Source organism: Nocardioides sp. Soil805 (assembly GCF_001429625.1).
In the GTDB taxonomy this organism is placed as follows: domain Bacteria; phylum Actinomycetota; class Actinomycetes; order Propionibacteriales; family Nocardioidaceae; genus Nocardioides.
In genome coordinates this window covers 439428-454590 of record NZ_LMSU01000003.1, presented here as the reverse complement: position 1 = coordinate 454590, position 15163 = coordinate 439428, and the positions used below count along the sequence as shown (strand labels likewise).

Below are 15163 nucleotides of genomic sequence, written 5' to 3'. Positions count from 1 at the left end.
CGCTGGGCGCCTCCTCACCAGGAGGTGCTCAGCGGCCGTCCTTCGTGGAAGCCGGCCGCCGACTGCAGCCCGACCACCGCCCGCTCGTGGAGCTCCTCGAGCGTCGTGGCGCCGGCGTACGTGCACGAGGACCGCAGTCCCGAGCAGATCTGGTCGATGAGGTCCTCGACGCCGGGCCGGGCCGGCTCGAGGTACATCCGCGACGAGGAGATGCCCTCCTCGTACAGGCCCTTGCGGGCCCGGTCGTACGCCGACTCGGTCGACGTCCGGTTGGCCACGGCGCGCGCCGACGCCATCCCGAAGGACACCTTGAACGCCCGCCCGTCCGCGTCGTGCATCAGGTCGCCCGGCGACTCGTGCGTGCCGGCGAACCACGAGCCGATCATCACCGCGCTGGCGCCGGCCGCCAGCGCGAGGGCGACGTCGCGCGGGTGGCGCACTCCCCCGTCGGCCCACACGTGCTTGCCCAGCTCGCGGGCCGCGGCCGCGCACTCCAGCACCGCGCTGAACTGCGGACGCCCGACACCGGTCATCATCCGGGTCGTGCACATGGCGCCGGGCCCGACACCGACCTTGACGATGTCGGCGCCGGCCTCGACGAGCGCTCGGGTGCCCTCGGCGGACACGACGTTGCCCGCGGCCACCGGCACACCGGGCGACAACGCGCGCACCGCGCGCAGCGCCTCGACCATGCGGTCCTGGTGGCCGTGCGCGGTGTCCACGACGAGGCAGTCGACCCCGGCGTCCAGCAGCGCAGCGGCCTTGTCGGCGACCTCGCCGTTGACGCCCACGGCCGCCGCGACGCGCAGGCCGCCGGTGGCGTCGACGGCCGGCGTGTAGAGCGTGGCGCGCAGGGCGCCGAGCCGGGTGAGGACCCCGACCAGCGACCCGTCGTCGCCGACCGCGACGGCGAGTGGCGCCTTGGCCGCGTCCAGCCGGTCGAAGACGACGCGTGGGTCGGCGTCGGCGGCCACCGTGACCAGGTCACGACGCATCACGGCGCCCACCTGGGCGAACCGGTCGACCTCGGCGCAGTCGGCCTCGGACACGACCCCGACGGGGCGGCCGTCCTCGACGACCACTGCGGCGCGGTGGGAGCGCTTGGGGATCAGGGACAGCGCCTCCGCCACGGTCTGGGTGGGCGCGAGCTCGATCGGGGTGTCGAAGACGTGGTGGCGGGCCTTGACCCACCGGACGACGTCGGTGACGACCTCGATCGGGATGTCCTGCGGGATCACGGTGAGCCCGCCCCGCCGCGCGGTCGTCTCGGCCATCCGCTTGCCGGCGATGGCCGTCATGTTGGCGACCACCAGCGGCAGGGTCGCGCCGGTGCCGTCGTGGGTGGCGAGGTCGACGTCGTACCGGCTGGCCACGGACGAGGCGCGCGGGACCATGAAGACGTCGTCGTAGGTCAGGTCGTGCGGCGGGGCCGCGTCGTGGAGGAAACGCACGTGTCGGGAATCTACGTGAGGGCGCCACGCGGGCGCAGTCCGACGTCCCGGAGCTCGAGGTCGGCGAGACGGCGTACGACGTCCGGGTCCTTGCGGCGCCAGTCGCCGGCCGGGTCATCACTCACCCGCGCCAGCACCCGCATCGGCTGGTTCGCGAGCGCCCGCAGGGCGAAGAGGTCGAGGTCGTCGACGGAGTCGATGAAGCGCGCCCCCGCCGTCGCCTCGCGCACGAAGCGCCAGCGGCGCGGCAGGTGGACAGCCAGGATCACCAGGATCGGGATGAGGGCGATCGCGAGGCCCAGCACGACGGCCAGCTGCTCGACCGCCTCCACGGAGGACCGGCCCGCCGCCGCGATCCCGTCGGAGGCCTCGGCCGCCTTGTCGAAGGGCGTCGCCAGCTCGTCACCGATCAGCGGCGCGTCGTCGAGGCGTCCACCCGCGTCGCGCAGCTGCCCGGCCATGGCCGTGGCCGACTCGTCGGTCTGCCGGCCGGGGCCGGCCAGTGCCGTGGTGCCGTCGTGCACCGCCATCCCCACCCAGACCCACAGGACGATCCAGGCGACCACGAGCAGGTCGGCGACGATCTGGGCGGTACGGCGGCCGGGGCTGTCGGCGTAGAGCTTCATGCCCCCATCCGAGCATCACTCGGGCCGCGCGGCCACCTCCGTGAGGGCAGCCCAGGTGCGGTCGATGTCCGCGGCAGTGGTGCGCCAGCTGCCGACCGCCCAGCGGATGGCCGCCCGGCCCTCGACCCGGGTGTGGCTGAGATAGGCGACCCCGGAGGCGTTGACCCGCTCCATGATGGCCATCGTCTCCTCGTCGCCGGCCAGCGCCCGGAACACCACGAGGCTGAGGCTGCGCGGGGTGACGAGCTCGAAGCGGTCGTCGTCGAGCACGTGCTCCTCGACCCGGCGGGCCAGCTCGACGCCCTCGCGAATGTGCGCGCGCAGGCCCTCCAGGCCGTAGGTGCGCAGCACGGCCCACAGCTTGAGGGAGCGGAAGCGACGGCCGAGCTGCGGGTGCCAGTCGCGGTAGTCCACGACCTCGCCGGACTCGGACGCCGCGTTGCGCAGGTACTCGGGGGTCAGGGACAGCGCGCCGGTGAGCGACTCCCGGTCCGGGACCCACAGGACGCTGCAGTCGAAGGTGGTGAGCAGCCACTTGTGCGGGTTGGTGACCAGCGACTGCGCGAGGTGCAGGCCGCGGGTCAGGGTGTCGCGGTGCTCCGGGCAGACGGCCGCCACGCCCGCCCACGCGGCGTCGACGTGCAGCCAGGCGCCCACGCCGTCGAGGGCCTCCGCGATGGCCTGGACGTCGTCGACCGCTCCCGTGGAGGTGGTGCCGACGCAGGCCTGGACGAACACCGGGCGGCAGCCGTCGTCGATGTCCTCGGCCAGCATCCGCTCGAGGCTGCGCACGTCCATGGCCTGGGTCGCCGGGTCCACGTCGACCATCCGCACCGACTCGGAGCCGAGACCGGCCATCATCGCCGCCTTGACCAGTGACGAGTGGGCCTGGGAGGAGCCGTAGAGCGTCCAGCGGGTGTCGCCGAGGCCGGCGTCGCGCGCCCGGCCGCCGCTCGCGGCGTGCAGCGCGGCGAGCAGCGCCGTGAACGTGGCGGTGGACGCGGTGTCCTGGATGACGCCGCCGCCCGGGCCAGGGGCGCCGTGGCGGAACTGCTCGGGCAGGCCGAGGGCCTGGGCCAGCCAGTCGACGACCACCTGCTCGACCTCGGTCACCGCCGGGCTGGTCGCCCAGATCATCCCCTGCGCGCCGATGCCGCTGGAGAGCAGGTCGCCGAGGATCGCGGCGGGCGACGAGTTGGCCGGGAAGTAGGCGAAGTAGCGCGGGTGCTGCCAGTGCGTCAGCCCGGGCACCACCACCTCGTCGAGGTCGGCGAGCAGCGCCTCGAACCCCTCGGCCTGCTCGGGCGGAGCCGCCGGGAGCGCGCGGCGTACGTCGCCGGGAGCGACCCGGGCGAGGACCGGCAGGTCGTCGAGCGAGGCCCAGTAGTCGGCGATCCAGTCGATCGCCGCGTGCCCCTGGCGGCGGAACTCCTCGGGGGACATGTGGGCGCTGTGCTCGGAGCCGGCGTTCTCGGAGCTGGCGTTGTCGGGCATGACCCGAAGGTACTGGGCGCGGATGAGCCGTCGTACTCAGGGCACATCGGGTAGCCGACCGGGTCCCGGCCGTCCCGTCGGCGGCGAGGGTTGGCCCATGAGCACTCCGACACAGTCAAAGAACACCAACGCCTTCTTCGCCCAGGCCGCCATCTCCTTCGGCGTCGCCCTGGTCGCCATGGTCTTCGCGATCCTCTACCTGCCCGTCGACCCCTGGATCCGGGCCTTCCTCGGCCTGGGCCTCATGTACGTCACGACCTCGGCCTTCACGCTCGCCAAGTGCGTGCGCGACGCCCAGGAGAACCTGACCGTCATCAGCCGCATCGACCAGGCGCGGGTCGACAAGATCCTGGCCGAGCACGACCCGTTCCGCTCGGTCTCCTGACGCAACCGTGTCGGCGAGTCGGTCACCGTGTGACCGTTGCAACGGTCACACGGTGACAGGGTCCCCGCTCAGGCGGGGACTCTCCCACGACGTCTCGCAACGCCCCTCAGCGCAGCTCGGCGCTCGTCAGCCCGAGCAGCCGACGGGCCACGATGAGCAGCTGGATCTGCTGGGTGCCCTCGAAGATGTCGAGGATCTTGGAGTCCCGCGACCACTTCTCCAGCAGCTCGACCTCGCTGTAGCCCAGCGATCCGGCCAGCTCGACGCAGGCCAGCGTGATCGCCGAGCCCACCCGGCCGGCCTTGGCCTTGGCCATCGACGCCTCGAGCGAGTTGGGCTTGCGGTTGTCGGCCATCCAGGCGGCCTGCATGGTGAGCAGCTGGGCGCCCTCCCAGTCGGCCTCGAGCCGCAGGAGCGTGGCCGCGGCGGCGGACTGCACCTGGGCGGGCCGGTCGTAGTCGACCGTCACGCCAGCCTGCGCGAGCAGGTCCCGGGTGAGGTCGAGGGAGGCGCGGGCGCAGCCCACGGCCATCGCCGCCACCAGCGGCCGGGTGTTGTCGAAGGTCGCCATCGCGCCGGCGAAGCCCTGCTTGACGTCGATCTCCGGCGAGCCGAGGAGGTCCTCGGCGGGCACCCGGCAGTCGGTGAAGGTGATCGCGGCGGTGTCGGAGGCCCGGATGCCGAGCTTGTGCTCGAGCCGCTCGACCTTCATCCCGGGGTTGTCCTTGCGGACCACGAACGACTTGATCGCCGCCCGGCCCAGCGACTTGTCCAGCGTCGCCCACACCACCACGCTGTCGGCCCGCTCGCCGGAGGTGACGTAGATCTTCTCGCCGTTGATGACGTACTCGTCGCCGTCGAGGCGGGCGGTGGTGGAGATGCTGGCGGAGTCTGATCCGGTGCTCGGCTCGGTGATGGCCATCGCCGCCCACGTGCCGGCGTACCGCTCCTGCTGCTCGGGCGTCGCGACCGAGGCGATGGCGGAGTTGCCCAGGCCCTGGCGGGGCATGGAGAGCAGCAGGCCGGTGTCGCCCCAGCACATCTCGGCCACCGACATGACCGAGGCGAGGTTGGCGCCGTTGCGCACACCGCCGGAGTCGTCGTCGCGGTCGTCGCGGCGTACGCCGGAGGCACCGGCACCCTCCGCCGACCCGGACTCGGCGAGCCCGTCGATCATCGCCGCGAGCATGTCGAGCTCCTTGGGGTAGGAGTGCTCGTCGCGGTCGTAGGTGCGCGAGATGGGCCGCAGCATGTTCATCGCGACCTGGTGGGCCTGGTCGATGAGCGTGCGGTGCTTGCGAGGGGTCTCGAGGTTGATCATCAGACGAGGACCGTGCCTTCCATGATGCCGACGGCACGCAGGTCGCGGTACCACCGCTCGACCGGGTGCTCCTTGACGAAGCCGTGGCCCCCGAGCAGCTGGACGCCGTCGAGGCCGATCCGCATGCCCTTCTCGGCGCACAGCGACCTGGCGAGGGCGACCTCGCGGGCGAAGTCCTCGCCCCGGGCGGCGCGCGACGCCGCCTTGTAGGTCACGAGCCGCATCGCCTGCAGCTCGATGGCGATGTCGGCCACCATGAAGGCGACCGCCTGGCGGTGGCTGATCGGCTCTCCGAAGGCCTCGCGCTCGTTGACGTACGCCGTGACGTAGTCCAGGACGGCCTGTCCGGTGCCGAGCGCCAGGGCGCACCAGGCGAGGCGGGACAGGCGCACGCACTCGGCGTACGCCGTCCCGTCGGTGTCGCCCAGGACGGCATCGGCCGGGACGCGCACCCCCGTGAGGCCGAGCCGGGTCAGCGACGCGGCGCGGACGCCCATCGACGGGTCGGCCTCGACGCTCAGTCCCTCGGTGGAGGACTCGACGAGGAAGAGGACTGGCCGGCCGTCGAGCTGGGCGCCGACGACGAAGAGCTCGGCCTCGGCGCCACGGACGACCGCCGACTTGAGGCCGTCGAGCACGTAGCCGTCGCCGTCGCGTCGCGCCGTGGTGGCCGGCGAGAGCGGGTCGAAGAGCACCGTGGGCTCGGTGAGCGCCAGCGCAGCAGCGGGTACGTCGTCCCCGGTGAACGCGGGCAGGTAGGTCTGCTGCTGGGCGTCGGTGCCCCACAGGCCGAGGGCGGTCGCCACCGAACCGGGCGCGAGGGCCGCGACGGCCAGGCCCATGTCGCCCCGGGCCAGCGCCTCGGCGACGAGGGTGCCGGCCATGGCCGAGCGGTCCTCGGAGATGCCGCCCAGCGCCTCGGGGACGCCGAGGATCGGCAGCCCGATCTCCAGGCTGGCCCGCAGGAGCGCCTCCGGTGCGGCACAGGCCGCGTCGGCCTCCGCGGCGGCAGGACGCACGACCTCCGCGGCGAACTCCCCCACCACGTCGACGAGCATCTGCTCGTCCTCGGTGGGCGTCAGGTCGAAGAGACCGCTGGTCCGGGTGGCCGCGGGATGGGTGCCGGGGGCACCGCGCTTGCCGAGCCGGGCGAACTGCCGGCCGGCGGCGGTGGCGGTGCGGAACCCGTTGCGGGTGACGGTGAAGACCGCCTGCTCGGCCTGCCTGCGCAGCCCCAGCCGGTCGATCACCTCGCTGCGCGCCAGCCGGTTGAGCCCGGCCACGGCCAGGCCGATCGGGTCACGGCTCTCCGTGGAGGACAGGCCGTGCCTGCCGCCCGGCCTGAATCCCCGTTTGAGGAAGTCTGCGGTGAGGTACATGGCTCTAATGTAACTCTGAGTTACACATGACGCCACGGCGTGCCCGGACGCGTCTCGGTGTCGGCCGTCGCGGAGCACCTCACTAGGATCCTCGCCATGCCAGCAGAACCCACGGGCAGTACCGTCCACGCTCCGCACGGCCCGCTCCCCACCGGCGGCACCGCCCGTCCGGTCACCCGCTGGGGAACCCCGGTGATGCACTCCCCGCAGCAGCAGGTGACGGCGTACGACGACGCGCTGCGCTCGCTGGCCGCCGACATGGTCGCCACGATGTACGCCGCCGACGGCGTCGGCCTCGCGGCCTGCCAGGTCGGTGAGGACGTGGCGATGTTCGTCTTCGACTGCCCCGACGAGAGCGGCGAGCACACGGTGGGCGTGGTCTGCAACCCGGTGGTGACGCTGCCCGAGGGCCGCGACCGCAGCCTCGACGACGGCGAGGAGGGCTGCCTGTCGTTCCCCGGCGCGTTCGTCGAGTGCGCGCGCCCCGACTGGGCCGCGGTCGACGGCACCGGGCTCGACGGCGAGCCCGTCCACTTCGAGGGCGACGGACTGCTGGCGCGCTGCCTGCAGCACGAGACCGACCACACGCTGGGGACGGTCTTCGGGGACCGGTTGCCCACCAAGGCCCGCAAGAAGCTCCAGAAGCAGCACGACAAGGCGGCCGACGACTACCCGCTGGACTGGCCGGCCGGGTCGTGACCGTCCGCGTCACGACCCGCAACGCCCGCTTCCAGCAGTGGGAGTCGCTGCTGCACAACCGCACCAAGCGGCACCGCCTCGGTGAGTTCCTCGTGCAGGGGGTGCGGCCCATCAGCCTGGCGATCGAGCACGGGTGGACCGTCCGGGCGCTGGTCTCCGACGGGCGCCCGCGGATGTCGGCGTGGGCGACCGGGGTCTGGGGATCGACCGACGCCGAGCGGGTCGTGATGGCCCCCGAGCTCGTCGCCGAGCTGAGCGAGAAGGACGAGCCGGCCGAGCTGCTGGCCGTGGTCGGGATGCCCCACGACGACCTCGCGCGCCTCGACGCGACCGGCCTCACCGTCGTCTTCGACCGTCCCACCCAACCGGGCAACATCGGCACCCTGGCGCGCTCTGCCGACGCGTTCGGGGCGACCGGGCTGGTCGTCACCGGTCACGCGGCGGACCCCTACGACCCCCGGTCCGTGCGGGCCAGCACCGGGTCGCTGTTCGCCCTGACCGTCGTCCGCGCCCCCTCGCACCGCGAGGTGCTGGACTGGGCGCGACCGGCCGGCGTGCGCGTCGTCGGCACCGACGAGTCGGGCACGGTGGACCTGCGGGCCGCCGACCTCACCGGACCCCTGGTGGTGGTGGTCGGCAACGAGACCACCGGCATGACCGCCGCGTGGCGCGAGGCCTGCGACGAGCTGGTGTCCATCCCGATGGCCGGCTCGGCCAGCTCGCTCAACGCCGCCGTCGCCGGGTCGGTCGTCCTCGACGAGGCCGCGCGTCAGCGTCGCGGGGCGCCCTGACGGCGGTGCTGGAGCAGCCGCGCTCTCCGGGGGCGTCTGCGCCTACAGTGCCGCCATGCCGGCCACCATCGCGATCGCAGTCGCCGCGCTGGTGCGCGACGGCCGGGTGCTGCTGGGGCACCGCCATCCGGCCCGCCGGTGGTACCCGGACTGCTGGGACCTCGTCGGCGGACACGTGGAGCCGGGAGAGCTCCCCCGGCAGGCCGTCAGCCGGGAGTGTCTGGAGGAAGTCGGTGTCCACGTCCAGGACCCTCGCCCCGTCCCGATGACGATCGCCGACCCTGCCCTCGACGTGCACGCGTTCGTCGTCACGCACTGGGACGGGGAGATCGTCAACGTCGCGCCCGAGGAGCACGACGAGCTCCGCTGGTTCCGGCCCGACGAGCTTCCTGTCGCGGAGCTGGCCCATCCCGGCCTCGTCGCGACCATCCGCAGCGCCGTCCGTCTCGACGTCGACTGAGTCGGACCCGGCCGGGGGCGGTCGCGGCGGGGTCCGCCCACGCCCTTCCGCGCTACCGCGGGCAGACGCACACTGGAAGATGTGGACGTGGTCCGCGAGGCCCTGGTGATCGGAGTGTGCGCTCTGATCTCGATCGCGGCTGTCGTGCCGCTCGTGATCGTGTGGCGTGACGACCACCGGGGGATGGATCGGTGAGTGCCGTGCTGCCTGACGCCCGACGCCGGCTGCAACGCGCTGTCACGCAGGCATGACCCCCCACCGGTGGGGGGTCATCCTCGTGCAACAGCGCGTTGCATCTGTTGGGATCGGCGGCCCGCGACGTGCTGGACGAGGCCGCACGTCAGCGGCGGGCGGCGATGTAGCAGGCGACCGCGGTGGCGGCCGCGACGTTGAGGGAGTCGATCCCCTCGCGCATCGGGATGATCGCGCGTCGGTCGGCCGACTGCTCCCAGCGTGCGGACAGCCCGTGTCCCTCCGAGCCGAGCACCAGGGCGAGCCGGTCGACCCCGGCCACGGCCTCCTCGATCGGGGTCGAGTCCGGGGCCAGGGTCAGCGCGACGGTGGTGAAGCCGGCCGCCGAGAGGTCCGGCAGGGCGTCGTACCAGTCGGGGAGGCGCGTCCACGGCATCGTGAAGACCGCCCCCATCGCGACCTTGATCGCGCGTCGGTAGAGCGGGTCCGCGCAGCGCGGCGAGAGCAGCACCGCGTCGAAGCCCAGGGCGGCCCCTGAGCGCAGGATCGCGCCGACGTTGGTGTGGTCGACGATGTCCTCGAGCACCAGCACCGACCGGGCCCCGGCCAGCACGTCGGCCACCGGGAGCAGCGGCCGGCGCTCCAGCGAGGCGAGCGCGCCGCGGTGCACGTGGAAGCCCGTGACCTGCTCGGCCAGCGCCTCCGACAGCACGTAGCAGGGGGCGTCCGTCGTCGCCAGCACGTCGGAGAGCCCGTCGAGCCACCGCGGTGCCATGAGCAGCGACCGCGGGACGAAGCCGGCCTCGACCGCGCGACGTACGACCTTCTCCCCCTCGGCCAGGAACAGGCCGTGCTCGGCCTCGAGGTGCTTGCGGAGCTCGACGTCGCGCAGGTCGCGGTAGTCGCCCAGCCGCGGGTCGGTGGGGTCGGAGATCTCGATCAGCTCAGCCACGGCACACGGTCCACGCTCGTCATCGGCACGGTGCTCATGATGGGGCAGCGGCGTCCCGCCCGTAGTGCCCGGGGTGCGCGACCGCGACGACCTCGCCGACCACGATGATCGCGGGCGGTCGCACGCGGTGGGCCTCGAGCTCGTCGGCCAGGGTGCCGAGGGTGGCCAGCACGGTGCGCTCCTCGGGCATCGTGCCCTCGACCACGACGGCCACCGGGGTGTCGGCGGGACGACCGCCCTCGACGAGCGCCTGCGCGATGTGCGGCGCGTTCTCCACGGCCATCATCAGCACGACGGTGCCGCGCAGCTGCGCGATCGCCGGCCACACGACCAGCGACTCGGGGTGGCCGGGCGGCAGGTGGCCGGAGACGACGGTGAACTCGTGGGTGATACCTCGGTGCGTCACCGGGATCTGCGCCACGCCGGGCACGGCGACGGAGGAGGACAGCCCGGGGATGACGGTCACCGGGACTCCGGCGGCCTCGCAGGCGATGACCTCCTCGTAGCCCCGGCCGAAGACGAAGTTGTCGCCGCCCTTGAAGCGCACGACCCGCTTGCCCGCCTGCGCCCGGGACACCAGGAGGCCGTTGATGTGCTCCTGGAGCGCCGAGCGGCCCCGTGGCAGCTTGGCCACGTCGATCAGCTCCACGCCCGGACCGAGCTCGTCGAGGAGCTCGCGGGGTGCCAGCCGGTCGGCCACCACCACGTCGGCGGAGGCGAGGGCGTGGCGGGCGGCCACGGTGACCAGCTCCGGGTCCCCCGGTCCGCCACCCACCAGGACGACGCCGGGGGTTCGGTCCAGGGCACCGGACGCCGTCAGGTGTCCGTCGCGGAGCGCGGTCAGGATGTCGTTGCGCAGCGTCGCGGACTGGTGCGGCTCACGGTTGCCGAGCACGCCGATGGTGGCCGTGCCGTGCCGGCCGACCGCGGGCGTCCAGGCGGTCGCGGCGGTGGCGTCGTCGCTGCGCACGCAGAAGATCCGGCGCTCCTCCGCGGCCTCGGAGACCAGGGCGTTGGCGTGGGGGTCGTTGGTGGCCGCGATGACGTACCACGCCCCGTCGAGGTCGGCCGGCTCGAAGCGGCGCAGCTCGAGCGTGATCTCCCCGCCCATCCCCTCCAGGGCCGGGGTGACGACGGGCGAGACCACGGTGACGCGGGCTCCCGCGGCGATGAGCACCGGGACCCTGCGTTGGGCGACGTGCCCGCCGCCCACCACGACGACCCGGCGGTCGCGCAGGATCAGTCCCGAGAGGTACGGCGTGGGGTCGCTCATGGCGTCCATCCTCCCGCGTCGCCGACGCACGGGCGCAGGAGTCCACCCTTGAAGCGGCAACCACGCGACTCCTAGGTTCGGGGTATGAGCCTCGAACGCCCCATCGCGCCCAATCCCTACGACTACCTCCCGACCGTCTCGTCGTTCACGGTCACGAGCACCGACGTCACCGACGGCCAGCCCCTCCAGGACGACCAGGTCGCCGCGCACGGCAACACCTCCCCCCAGCTGAGCTGGGAGGGCGCGCCCGAGGGCACCAAGAGCTTCGTCGTCACCTGCTTCGACCCCGACGCCCCGACCCCGAGCGGCTTCTGGCACTGGTCGCTGGTCGACCTCCCGGCCGAGGTGACCTCCCTCGAGAGCGGCGCCGCGTCCGGCGAGCTGCCCGGCACGGCGTTCCACGTCCGCAACGACGGGGGCGAGGCGGGCTTCATGGGGGCCGCTCCCCCGCAGGGCGACCACCCGCACCGCTACTTCTTCGTCGTCCACGCCGTCGGCGAGGAGACCCTGGGGGTCGACCCCGACGCCTCCAACGCGGTGGTGTCCTTCAACCTGGCCTTCAAGACCCTCGGGCGCGCCATCGTCCACGGCACCTACCAGCACTGACGCACGTGACCCGCGGACGACCGACCGACCACGGTCCGTCGTCCGCCGGTGCGGGTCACCGCGTCACGACCACCTCGGCGTCGAGCGAGAGGTCGCTGCTGGAGACGGACTGCTGGTGGACCTCGACGGCGAGCAGGTTGGTGCCCTCGCGCAGCAGTCCGGTCGGCAGCGCGAAGGAGTAGTACGTCGACTCGGCCGCGTCCGCGACCGTCGTGCTCGCCGCGGTCGTCGGCGTGACGTCGCCGGCGGGCATGTTGGACCTGACCACCTCGGTGCCGTTGAGGTACACCACTGCCCCGTCGTCGCGCAGCAGGCGCAGGGTCGCGCCGGTGACCGCACCGGCGGAGGTGATCGTGAACGCGCGCCGCGCGTAGAGGGTGAAGACCCGCGGGACGTCGGTGGCCTCGTCCCCGTCGCCGTAGCCGATCTCGGTGGCGCCCGACGCCCATCCGGAGTCGTCGAAGCCGGACGCCGCCCAGCCGGCGGGCGGGGCCGTGGTCGAGTACCGCCACGTGCTCCCGCGGGCGAGGACCCTCTCGGTGGTGTCGGCGATGACCGGGAGCAGGGCGATGCGGGACTGGCCGGTGCCGCCGATGTCGGTGAAGCCGCCGCCCGCCACGAGGTGCGACGGGGTCGCGACCAGGTCCCAGACGCCGGGATAGAGGTTCGAGACGACCGGGGCGAAGTCGGGGTCGAGGGCTCCGTTGGTCTGCGCCACCGCGGCGAGGTTGTAGCGGGTGGCGCCGCCGTAGCCCGGCCCGAAGTGACCGCCCGCGTAGACCAACCGGTCGTCGACCGCCACCGACTGCACGTCCCCGTCGCCGGTCCGCTGCCACCTGATGGCCCCGGTGGACGCGCTGAACGCCGTGACCCTGCCTCCGGGCCCGGCCACGGCGGCGTACACCGAGTCGTCCCTCGCAACGAGGTCGAGCACGAAGCACGGCTGCGACGTGCTGGTGCAGGCCCGCGGGGGCGCCCACGACGTGACGGCACCGGACGCCGCGTCCACCGAGCCCAGGAAGCCTCGGGCGACGCCCCTCAGCGTGGTGAAGCGTCCCCCGAGCATCATCGTGTCGCCGTCCACCGAGGGGGTGATGGCCCAGACAGCACTGTCGGCGCGCGGGTCGAACCCCGACAGCGCCCCGTTGGCCTCCGAGACGGCGGCGGCCCGCTGACGGGACACGCCGCTGATCGAGGTGAAGAAGCCGCCCAGGTAGACCATCCCCCGGTGCACGACGACCGAGCGGACGGTGTCGTTGGCCGACGCGTTCCACCCTGCGGCGAGCGCCCCGGACCCGGTTGTCAGGGCGACCACCCGGCCGCGTGCCTGTCCGTTGACGCTCGTGAAGCTGCCGCCGGCGAACACCTTCGTGCCGTCACCGGCGACCGCCATGCTCCGGACGGTGTTGTTGACGTTCGCGGCCCAGCCACGGTCCAGCTCACCGGTCGACAGGCTGATGCGCGCCACCCGTGCGCGCGCCACCGTCTCTCCCGTCCGCGCGTCGCGCAGGGACGTGAAGTCACCTCCGAGGTAGACGCTGTCGCCCTGCACCGCGACGGCGTACACCGCAGCGTTCGGCACCCAGGTGGCCCGCACCGGTCGCGACGCGTAGTCGGCGAGGGCCGGAGCGGCGGGCAGCAGGGCGACGAGCACGGACACGACGACCAGGAGGAGCCCGGAGCGGCAGGTCGTCAGCAATCGGCGTCCGGGCGCACGATCCTCGCCCGGACGGGTGAGACGCCTCGCGCGCATGGCGCCACGTTAGGCGGACGGGCGGACACCCCCGGGGTGGTGCAGGGAATTACCGAAATTTCGGTACGGCCCCGGTGCCGTCGCGCGGTCCGGCGGGGCCTCGGCCACGACGTGTGAGACGATCCCCGTCGCTCGAATTCGGGAGGCCGGGATGCTCTACGTCGCCATCGCGACGCGCGCGTTCCGTCGGTACTCGACGTACCGCGCCGCCACGATCGCCGGGATCTTCACCAACTCGGTCTTCGGCGTCATCTACTCCTACGCCTACCTGGCGCTGTGGGACGAGAACCCCACGGCCGGCGGCTACGACGCGACCGACGCGGTGACCTACGTCTGGCTCGGCCAGGCGCTGCTGATGACCATCGCCCTGTGGGGCGGGGGCACCACCGACGACCTGGCGGAGCGGATCCGCACCGGCGACGTGGCGATCGACCTGTACCGCCCGGTGGGCCTGGTCGGCTGGTACCTCGCCTCCGACCTGGGCCGTGCGGCGTACCACTTCCTCACCCGCGGCATCGGGCCCACCGTGATCGGGCTCGTGGTCTTCGACATCCGCCTGCCGGCCGGGCCCGCCGCCGCGGCCGGCTTCGCGGTGTCGCTGGTCCTGGCCGTCGTGGTGAGCTTCACCATCCGCTTCCTCGTGGCCAGCTCGGCGTTCTGGCTGCTCGACCAGTCGGGCGTCAAGGTGATGAGCGGCGCCTTCGCGATCTTCTTCAGCGGGATGATGCTGCCGCTCGTGCTCTTCCCCGGGTGGCTCGGAACGCTGGCCAACGCGCTGCCCTGGGCGTCCTACATCCAGGTGCCGGCCGACATCTGGCTCGGCAAGCACACCGGCGGGGACCTGCTGGCGGCGCTGGGCTTCCAGGTGTTCTGGATCGTGGTGCTGCTCGGCTGCTGCCACGCCGTGCTGCGTGCGGCGACCCGCAAGGTGGTGGTCCAGGGTGGCTGAGGTCTCCCGGGTGGCCGAGACGTCCCGCTCCCCCGCGCTGGGACACCTGCGCACCTACGGGCAGATCGCCTGGCTGTGGATCCGTGCCGCCTGGCAGTACCCGCTCTCCTTCGTGCTGCTCGCGATCGGCAACGGCCTCATCACCGGCCTCGACTTCGTCGGGCTGTGGATCATGTTCGCCCACCTCGACGACCTCGCCGGCTTCACGCTGCCCGAGGTCGCCCTGCTGTACGGCGCGGGGTCGCTGGCGCTGGGCATCGCGGACACCGCGATCGGCAGCGTCGAGCGCATCGGCACCTACGTGCGCACCGGCCGCCTCGACCAGATGATGACCAAGCCGGTGCCGCTGCTCGTCCAGGTCTGCGCCGACCAGTTCACGCTGCGCCGCCTCGGGCGGATCACCCAGGCCACGATCGTGTTCGGCTGGGCCTGCACGTACGTCGAGTGGACGCCGCTGCGGGCCCTGGTCGCGGTGTCGATGGTGCTGAGCGGGGCCGTGATCTTCTTCGGCCTCTTCGTCGGCTTCTCCTGCATCCAGTTCTGGACGACCGACGCCACCGAGTTCGCCAACGCCTTCACCTACGGCGGCGCCACCGTCACGCAGTACCCGCTCAGCATCTTCACCCGCGAGGTGGTGGTCGCGCTGACGCTCGTCGTCCCGGTCGCCTTCGCCAACTGGTACCCGGTGCTGTTCATCCTGGGTCGCGAGGACCCGTTCGGGATGCCCTCGTGGCTCCAGTTCGCCTCGCCGGTCGCCGCCCTGGTGACCCTCGTGCTGGCCCTGCTCGTCTGGCGCACCGGGGTGCGTCACTACACCTCCACCGGGAGCTGA

At 72.9% G+C, this 15163-nt stretch carries 15 protein-coding genes; 7 read left to right on the top strand and 8 right to left on the bottom strand.

Features of this window, described 5'->3' with window-relative positions; all coding sequences use genetic code 11:
- Nucleotides 1–14 precede the first annotated feature (14 nt).
- Genes ASG94_RS17065 through ASG94_RS17055 form a run of 3 tightly spaced genes read right to left on the bottom strand, consistent with a single transcriptional unit; the run spans nucleotide 15 to nucleotide 3571 of the window.
- Nucleotides 15–1451 carry a GuaB1 family IMP dehydrogenase-related protein gene (locus ASG94_RS17065; protein ID WP_056927656.1) on the bottom strand — a complete coding sequence of 479 codons (1437 nt, stop codon included), beginning with the start codon at nucleotides 1449–1451 and terminating at the stop codon, nucleotides 15–17.
- Between the two features lie 11 nt (nucleotides 1452–1462).
- The gene (locus tag ASG94_RS17060) at nucleotides 1463–2077 is read right to left on the bottom strand and encodes a hypothetical protein (protein WP_056927655.1); all 615 of its coding nucleotides are present in this window, start codon (nucleotides 2075–2077) and stop codon (nucleotides 1463–1465) included.
- 15 nt (nucleotides 2078–2092) lie between these two features.
- Nucleotides 2093–3571, bottom strand: coding sequence for a pyridoxal phosphate-dependent decarboxylase family protein (locus tag ASG94_RS17055; protein WP_200958160.1), 1479 nt, complete (start codon nucleotides 3569–3571; stop codon nucleotides 2093–2095).
- Nucleotides 3572–3668: 97 nt separating this feature from the next.
- Between ASG94_RS17055 and ASG94_RS17050 the strand changes: the two genes are divergently transcribed.
- On the top strand, nucleotides 3669–3956 hold the full coding sequence (locus tag ASG94_RS17050) for a YiaA/YiaB family inner membrane protein (RefSeq protein WP_056927654.1): 288 nt from the start codon (nucleotides 3669–3671) through the stop codon (nucleotides 3954–3956).
- A 106-nt stretch (nucleotides 3957–4062) separates the two neighbouring features.
- Here ASG94_RS17050 and ASG94_RS17045 read toward each other — a convergent pair whose 3' ends face one another.
- A complete protein-coding gene (locus ASG94_RS17045; RefSeq protein ID WP_056927653.1) occupies nucleotides 4063–5277 on the bottom strand; it encodes an acyl-CoA dehydrogenase family protein in 1215 nt (404 codons plus the stop codon).
- On the bottom strand, nucleotides 5277–6656 hold the full coding sequence (locus ASG94_RS17040; RefSeq protein WP_156411649.1) for an acyl-CoA dehydrogenase family protein: 1380 nt from the start codon (nucleotides 6654–6656) through the stop codon (nucleotides 5277–5279). The genes ASG94_RS17045 and ASG94_RS17040 overlap by 1 nt, the downstream gene beginning before the upstream one ends.
- A 96-nt stretch (nucleotides 6657–6752) precedes the next feature.
- Here ASG94_RS17040 and def point away from each other — a divergent pair, with 96 nt between their 5' ends.
- From def to ASG94_RS17025, 3 genes are read left to right on the top strand one after another with little or no spacing between them, the layout of a single operon-like run.
- Nucleotides 6753–7355 carry a peptide deformylase gene (gene def, locus ASG94_RS17035; RefSeq protein WP_056927752.1) on the top strand — a complete coding sequence of 201 codons (603 nt, stop codon included), beginning with the start codon at nucleotides 6753–6755 and terminating at the stop codon, nucleotides 7353–7355.
- A complete protein-coding gene (locus ASG94_RS17030) occupies nucleotides 7352–8146 on the top strand; it encodes a TrmH family RNA methyltransferase (protein ID WP_056927652.1) in 795 nt (264 codons plus the stop codon). Before def ends, ASG94_RS17030 begins: the two co-directional genes overlap by 4 nt.
- Nucleotides 8147–8201: 55 nt before the next feature.
- Nucleotides 8202–8606 carry an NUDIX hydrolase gene (locus ASG94_RS17025; protein WP_056927651.1) on the top strand — a complete coding sequence of 135 codons (405 nt, stop codon included), beginning with the start codon at nucleotides 8202–8204 and terminating at the stop codon, nucleotides 8604–8606.
- A 340-nt stretch (nucleotides 8607–8946) separates the two neighbouring features.
- On the opposite strand, the gene ASG94_RS17020 is transcribed toward ASG94_RS17025, so the two are convergent.
- Nucleotides 8947–9750 carry a TrmH family RNA methyltransferase gene (locus tag ASG94_RS17020; protein ID WP_056927650.1) on the bottom strand — a complete coding sequence of 268 codons (804 nt, stop codon included), beginning with the start codon at nucleotides 9748–9750 and terminating at the stop codon, nucleotides 8947–8949.
- A 34-nt stretch (nucleotides 9751–9784) separates the two neighbouring features.
- A complete protein-coding gene (gene cobA, locus ASG94_RS17015) occupies nucleotides 9785–11023 on the bottom strand; it encodes a uroporphyrinogen-III C-methyltransferase (protein WP_200958159.1) in 1239 nt (412 codons plus the stop codon).
- Between the two features lie 84 nt (nucleotides 11024–11107).
- Between cobA and ASG94_RS17010 the strand changes: the two genes are divergently transcribed.
- The gene (locus ASG94_RS17010) at nucleotides 11108–11629 is read left to right on the top strand and encodes a YbhB/YbcL family Raf kinase inhibitor-like protein (RefSeq protein ID WP_056927648.1); all 522 of its coding nucleotides are present in this window, start codon (nucleotides 11108–11110) and stop codon (nucleotides 11627–11629) included.
- A gap of 55 nt (nucleotides 11630–11684) precedes the next feature.
- Here the strand turns inward: ASG94_RS17010 and ASG94_RS17005 are convergent, their stop codons facing one another.
- Complete coding sequence (locus ASG94_RS17005) at nucleotides 11685–13382, bottom strand: PQQ-binding-like beta-propeller repeat protein (protein WP_156411648.1); 1698 nt, start codon at nucleotides 13380–13382, stop codon at nucleotides 11685–11687.
- A 151-nt stretch (nucleotides 13383–13533) separates the two neighbouring features.
- Between ASG94_RS17005 and ASG94_RS17000 the strand changes: the two genes are divergently transcribed.
- On the top strand, nucleotides 13534–14331 hold the full coding sequence (locus ASG94_RS17000; protein WP_056927646.1) for an ABC transporter permease: 798 nt from the start codon (nucleotides 13534–13536) through the stop codon (nucleotides 14329–14331).
- The gene (locus ASG94_RS16995; protein ID WP_235537306.1) at nucleotides 14324–15163 is read left to right on the top strand and encodes an ABC transporter permease; all 840 of its coding nucleotides are present in this window, start codon (nucleotides 14324–14326) and stop codon (nucleotides 15161–15163) included. Before ASG94_RS17000 ends, ASG94_RS16995 begins: the two co-directional genes overlap by 8 nt.